This is a genomic window from Terrisporobacter petrolearius (assembly GCF_020748185.1).
GTDB classification, from domain to species: domain Bacteria; phylum Bacillota; class Clostridia; order Peptostreptococcales; family Peptostreptococcaceae; genus Terrisporobacter; species Terrisporobacter petrolearius.
In genome coordinates, this window is record NZ_JAHZMO010000079.1 from 1 (window position 1) to 6,284 (window position 6,284).

At 29.1% G+C, this 6,284-nt stretch carries 7 protein-coding genes, 1 tRNA gene, 1 rRNA gene and 1 other RNA gene; 1 reads left to right on the top strand and 9 read right to left on the bottom strand.

Going from position 1 to position 6,284, the window contains the following annotated elements:
* Positions 1-289 precede the first annotated feature (289 nt).
* A complete protein-coding gene (locus K0040_RS19385) occupies positions 290-520 on the bottom strand; it encodes a glutaredoxin family protein (protein ID WP_228110357.1) in 231 nt (76 codons plus the stop codon).
* A gap of 165 nt (positions 521-685) precedes the next feature.
* Between K0040_RS19385 and K0040_RS19390 the strand changes: the two genes are divergently transcribed.
* On the top strand, positions 686-1,900 hold the full coding sequence (locus K0040_RS19390) for an MGDG synthase family glycosyltransferase (RefSeq protein ID WP_228110358.1): 1,215 nt from the start codon (positions 686-688) through the stop codon (positions 1,898-1,900).
* 43 nt (positions 1,901-1,943) lie between these two features.
* Here K0040_RS19390 and K0040_RS19395 read toward each other — a convergent pair whose 3' ends face one another.
* The 8 genes from K0040_RS19395 to rrf all read right to left on the bottom strand — a co-directional run bounded on the left by K0040_RS19395 (position 1,944) and on the right by rrf (position 6,284).
* A complete protein-coding gene (locus K0040_RS19395) occupies positions 1,944-2,162 on the bottom strand; it encodes a hypothetical protein (RefSeq protein ID WP_228110359.1) in 219 nt (72 codons plus the stop codon).
* A 129-nt stretch (positions 2,163-2,291) separates the two neighbouring features.
* Positions 2,292-2,891 carry a recombination mediator RecR gene (recR, locus tag K0040_RS19400; protein ID WP_228110360.1) on the bottom strand — a complete coding sequence of 200 codons (600 nt, stop codon included), beginning with the start codon at positions 2,889-2,891 and terminating at the stop codon, positions 2,292-2,294.
* Between the two features lie 12 nt (positions 2,892-2,903).
* The gene (locus K0040_RS19405; RefSeq protein WP_228110361.1) at positions 2,904-3,242 is read right to left on the bottom strand and encodes a YbaB/EbfC family nucleoid-associated protein; all 339 of its coding nucleotides are present in this window, start codon (positions 3,240-3,242) and stop codon (positions 2,904-2,906) included.
* A 68-nt stretch (positions 3,243-3,310) separates the two neighbouring features.
* Positions 3,311-4,948 carry a DNA polymerase III subunit gamma/tau gene (gene dnaX / locus K0040_RS19410; protein WP_228110362.1) on the bottom strand — a complete coding sequence of 546 codons (1,638 nt, stop codon included), beginning with the start codon at positions 4,946-4,948 and terminating at the stop codon, positions 3,311-3,313.
* A gap of 171 nt (positions 4,949-5,119) precedes the next feature.
* Positions 5,120-5,385, bottom strand: an RNA gene (gene ffs / locus K0040_RS19415) — signal recognition particle sRNA large type.
* A gap of 25 nt (positions 5,386-5,410) precedes the next feature.
* Positions 5,411-5,500 (bottom strand) — tRNA-Ser (locus K0040_RS19420).
* A complete protein-coding gene (locus K0040_RS19425; protein ID WP_074920455.1) occupies positions 5,501-5,956 on the bottom strand; it encodes a nucleoside deaminase in 456 nt (151 codons plus the stop codon).
* 211 nt (positions 5,957-6,167) lie between these two features.
* Positions 6,168-6,284: ribosomal RNA gene (rrf, locus tag K0040_RS19430) — 5S ribosomal RNA — on the bottom strand.

A 6,284-nucleotide genomic window follows, 5' to 3' on the forward strand; every position in this document is an offset into this window, starting at 1 on the left:
GTTTAATTCTTAAAGAATTAATTTATTGTTAACCTACTGTTTAATTTTCAAAGTTCTTTGCTTGTTTCAGCTTCTTTATTTTACCAAAGCTGTTTTTCTTTGTCAACTACTTTTTTAAGAAGTTTTTTGTTGACCTTTTATCCCTGTCTCAAGGACAAGTAATACTATATCATCCTATTAATTAAGAGTCAATACTTTTTAAAAACTTTTTTCACTTTTTTACTACCTTTAGTGTTTACTCTTTTTATTTTTTTATACTTTTATTTTTTAATCTGCCTGTCATATACATTTAAATTCCTGTTAATTGCTTAATTCTATTAACATCAAACCCTAATATATCCTGGTTATCTACTACTATAATCGGAACAGATAAATATCCTTTTTTTATTAATTCACGTCTAAATTCTTCATTTGAAGATATATTATACTCTATAAATTCTATATTATTGTTTTGTAAATACTCTTTTGCCTTTTTACATTGTATACATGTATCACTAGTATAAATCTCTACTTTTTTCATTTACTATCTCCTTAAAATGTTTATTATCTTGTTTTTTTGTCAATATTGTATTAGATTATTATTAACTTTATTATTTATTTAACTATTATAATAAATTACTTTTTATATTACATAATTTTTTTTTACAATGCAATACAACTCTAAAATTTATAGGAGGATTTTTTCATGCAGAAGAAAGTTTTAATAATGTCAGCTTCCACTGGCGGTGGCCACAATAGAGCCGCGAGAGCTATAAAAGAAGAATTAACTAACAAATCAATTAACGGCATCACTATTGATTGTGAAATCATAGATAGTTTAAAAATAGTTAACGGAACTATGGATAAGCTAATTTCCAGAGGATATGAAAAATCGGCTAAATATACACCTAAAGCTTGGGGTGGTGTTTATAAATTAACCGAAAGTAGCCTAGTGTCTAAAAACGAATTTAAAGATAACCCCCTAACTTCTTTAATATCCAGAAAATTAAAAAAATTAGTAGAAAATAAAAAACCCGATTTAATTATAGGTACCCATCCTTTTCCTATGATAGCACTTAGTACTTTAAAGAAACATTCTCAATTTTATACTACTTCAGAATCAAGTACTTTTACTGAAAATGTACATAAATATTATAGAAATTTAGATATTCCGCCCCTTGTAACTGTATTAACTGATTACACAACTCATTCCGCATATATACAAAATGAGATTAGTTATTATATTGCAGGTCATGAATATGTAAAAGAGCTATTAATTGAGGATGGTATTGATAAGGATAAAATCAAACCATATGGTATACCTGTTGAAAAATCATTTTTATCACATAGAGATAGGGAAATTGTGTTATCAGAACTTAATTTAGATCCAAATAAATTTACAGTTCTTTTAATGGGTGGCAGTTTTGGTGCAGGCAGTATAAAAGACACACTAGCTGAATTAATTTCTGTAGATAGAGATTTTCAAATCATTGTTATAACTGGAAGAAACAAGTCTCTAAAGGAAAAATTAGAAAAAAGCTTAGCTGCGGATGAAGATAAAATTAATAAAAAAATATGTGTACTTGGATTTACAGACAAAATGAATGATTTACTAGCCTCTGTAGATATATTAGTTTCTAAACCAGGAGGGCTTACTACTACTGAATCTTTATTAAAAGAGGTTCCTATGATTGTTCCTTATTTTATTCCTGGTCAGGAGGAAGAAAATTTAGACTTCCTATCTAACTGTGGAGCTTCACTAAGAACTTCTAAAAAATACACTTTAAGCGTATTATTAAAAGTCCTTATTGATAATCCAAAAAGAATGGAAATGACTAAAGAAAATATAAGAGCTATAAAAAAACTTAATGCTTCACAAGATATTGCTAAATTGGCTTTTGATATATTATCTAGAGATTAAAATAAGCGTATGAAAATTAAAATTTTCATACGCTTTTATTTTCCTAATATGGCTCGTAAAAATCCTCTTCATAGTCATATTGATAGTTTTTATAGTTATTTCTAAATGCTCCACTATTGCTATTTTTATTGAGAGATTTTTTGCTCTTTTTATTTTCCACCGAATCTCTATCAATGTTTTTCGATTTATCCTTGGACCTAATTTTTTTTTCTCTCTTTTCTTTCATTGCATTATGTTCTTCTAAGTTCATAGTCGTTTTCATACTACACCCCTATAAAATTTTTTAATAATTACTATAATTATATAATACAAATTACATTTGTCAATAAATTAATTTTAATAACTATTTAAATTCTAATATAAATAAAAACCAAGGGTATACCCTTGGTTTTTATATTTCTCTCCTACCTTCTAATGCCTTTGAGATAGTTACTTCATCTGCATATTCTAAATCTCCACCTACAGGTAAACCATGTGCTATTCTTGTAACCTTTATTCCCATAGGTTTAACAAGCCTTGATATGTACATAGCCGTAGCTTCACCTTCTATAGTTGGGTTAGTGGCCATTATTAGTTCTTTTACATCTTGATTTGCTAATCTAGTAATTAATTCTCTAATCCTTATCATGTCTGGTCCTATACCATCCATAGGAGATATTACTCCATGGAGTACATGATATTGACCTTTGAACTCCTTAGTTCTCTCCATAGCAACAACATCTCTAGGATCTTCTACTACACATATAACACCAGCATCTCTGTTTTTATTAGAGCACATGCTACAAATTTCTTGATCTGATATATTACAACAAACTGAACAATATTTTATTTGCCTTTTTGCATCTAATATAGCTTTTGACAAAGATTCTACATCATTGTTATTCATATTTATAACATGGAAAGCTAGTCTTTGTGCTGTTTTTCTTCCTACTCCTGGTAGTTTAGAAAACTCCTCTATAAGCCTATTAATAGGCTCTGTATAAATTTGCATACTTATCACCTACTAGAATAGTCCTGGAATATTCATTCCTCCAGTAACCTTACCCATTTGACTTTGTTGCATGTCATCAACTTTTCTTAATGCCTCATTAACTGCACTTAATACTAAATCTTGTAACATTTCTATATCGTCTGGGTCTGCTACTTCTGGTTTTATAGCTATATCTATAACTTCCTTTTTACCATTAACTTTAACAGTAACAGCTCCACCACCTACTGAGGCCTCAACTTCCTTTGATTCTAACTCTTCTTGCATTTTTTGCATGTTTTCTTGCATTTTTTGAGCTTGCTTTAATATGTTATTCATGTTTCCTGGCATTCCACCAAATCCTTTTTTAGCCATCTTATATACTTCCTCCTTAAACTTCTAATTTATTTTATATCACAATATAATTTTTATCATTTATTATATTATTTTTCAATACTGTCTTTTACTTCTAATATATTTTCATTCACTATTTCTTTAAGTATTTCTTCACCTTCATCACTTTTAACGTTTGTTTCTTCTAAGTTCATACTAGCGATTTCAGATTTTAGGTATATTTTAAGATGAAAACTCCTATTCAATACTTCTCTTATAACTTGTTCCACATATTTTATGGTTTCTTCTGAGCTAAGCCTAGATCTAGCAAAAGAAAAATTATCATTAAATATTATAAATAAAGCATTTTCTTTTACATAGAAACTGCTAACCTCTTTTAGAAGAGCATATATACTTGGTTTTTTATCATCTTTTATTTTTCCAATTATTTTTTTCCATGATGATTCCACTAATTTTACATCTTCACTCTTTACTTCTTCGTATATTATATCTTGTTCTTCTTCTTGATTATTAAGTTTTTCATTTATATTATTTAAACTTGATTTAGATTCGTTTTGAACTGCTACTATTTTTATATTTCCACTTTCTACTATTCGTTCTAAATTTTCAATTCTTTTAATTAATGCTTCTTTACTTTCATCAAACATAGGTTGTGCTATTTTCATCATAGTAACTTCGGCTAATATTCTTGTATTTGAAGATGATTTCATTGAATCTTGTGTCTCCGATAATATATTTAATATTCTTATCAAATCATTTATATTAATAGTTTTAGCTTGTTCCTTTAATTTTTCTATGTTTTCTTCAGGCAATGATATAATTTCATCAAGATCTTTAGATACTTTGCAAACCATTAAATTTCTAAATTGATCTATTAAATCGTTAATCAAATTTCTTATATCTTTTCCCCAAATAATAAATTCATTTAAGATTTGAAGTGTTTTTTTAGTATTTTCATCTATAATAGCTTGAGTTAATTCAAATAACTCGTCAATATTAACAGTCCCTAATAATTCTATTACATCGTTATATTCTATTATTTCATTCCCAAATGACATACATTGATCAAGTATACTTAAAGCATCTCTTAGAGCACCTTGTGAATTTCTCGCTATTAAACTTAGCGCTTTTTCCTCTGCTTGAATATTTTCTTTTTCACATATATAAGCCATTCTATTTGCAATATCTTTTGATGACACTCTTTTAAAATCAAATCTTTGACATCTTGATAGTATAGTTGCTGGTATTTTATGTGGCTCCGTTGTAGCCAATATAAAAATCACATATGATGGTGGTTCTTCTAAAGTTTTTAATAAGGCATTAAAGGCTCCTTGAGATAACATGTGAACCTCATCTATAATATAAACTTTATATTTTGCTTTTGAAGGAGTATATTTTACACTTTCCCTTAATTCTCTTATATCATCTACACTATTATTTGATGCCGCATCTATTTCTACTATATCCATGATATTATCATTTAATGTATCTACACATATTTCACACTCATTACAAGGTTCTTCATCATTAGAGTTCAAACAATTAACTGCTCTAGCAAATATTTTAGCTGTAGATGTTTTACCAGTACCTCTAGTTCCAGAAAATAAATATGCATGACCTATATTACTATTTCTTATCTGATTTTTTAAAGTTTTTACTATATGCTCTTGTCCAACTACATCCTCAAATGTTTTGGGCCTATATACTCTATACAACGCTTTATGCATATTTACATCTCCTTCAAAACTATTTTTACTTTATAAAGAAATCTATCTATAATTTTTTCCAATCCAAATACATTTATATCATATATTTTATAATAAATAAAAATATTTGTTAATTATTTTTATGTACAAAAAAATCCCTGTTAAAGGGATTATTATATTTATATATAAATGCTGTACACCATCTATTGATTAATACTTCACAGACGTTACCAAAACAGTTAGCTCAACCTAGGCACTCCTATGTCACATGCAAGGAATCACTTACCGCTGCTTCCTTCCGGATCTGACGGGGTTCATGAGCTTACATTGCACAGGACCTAAGCATCAACACCACTTATTCTGGGCAGCTCTACAAAATAAAAACCTCTAGATGGAATTCAATCCTGCTATAGCGGATTGCAGGTTACAGGGCACCGCTACCTCCCCATCTAGTACAGCAAAATTACAACCATATTTATTTGTTGGCGGAGAGAGTGGGATTTGAACCCACGATACGTTTTACCGCATACTCACTTTCCAGGCGAGCGCCTTCGACCCCTCGACCATCTCTCCTTAATGTTTATTTCTAAGAGTCTTGAAAAATTCTTGCAAAATATGCGAACACTCGTCTTTTAGTATACCAAAGGTTACTTCAATATTATTATCTTTATAATAATCCATTTTAAACTCGTGTTGTTTTTCCATTTTTAAATTCTTTATATGTTTAGCTCCAATAATTATATTCTTTATTCTAGAATTAATTATTGCTCCACTACACATTATACACGGTTCCATAGTAACATACAAGTCACAATTTATAAGTCTCCATCCACCTAACACTTCAGAAGCTTGTTTTATAGCCAGCATTTCAGCATGAGCTGTACTATCTTTTAATTCTTCTGTACGGTTATGTGCTCTAGCTATAATCTTATCATTCTTAACTATAACTGCTCCTATTGGAGTTTCACCCTTATTATATGCCTTATATGCCTCTTTTAAGGCTTCTTCCATGTATAACGATTTCTCCATGATACCTCCTAAACATATAACACATTAATACTATCATAAGTTTTATTATAATTCAACTCATTTATTCAATTGAATTTTTTACCATTTCACATATTTTAGTGATTCGTTTCTCGTGAAACATTTATTTTTGTTTATATATTAAAAATAGACAGACTTACAAGTCTATCTTTTTGTATCCTTTCACTAATATATAAATTAGTAAAAAAAGATTACGTGGCTACGTGCTACTCTCCCAGGGGGTCGCCCCCCAAGTACCATCGCCGCTCAAGAGCTTAACTTCTGTGTTCGGAATGGGAACAGGTGTATCCTCTTTGCTATAATAACCACA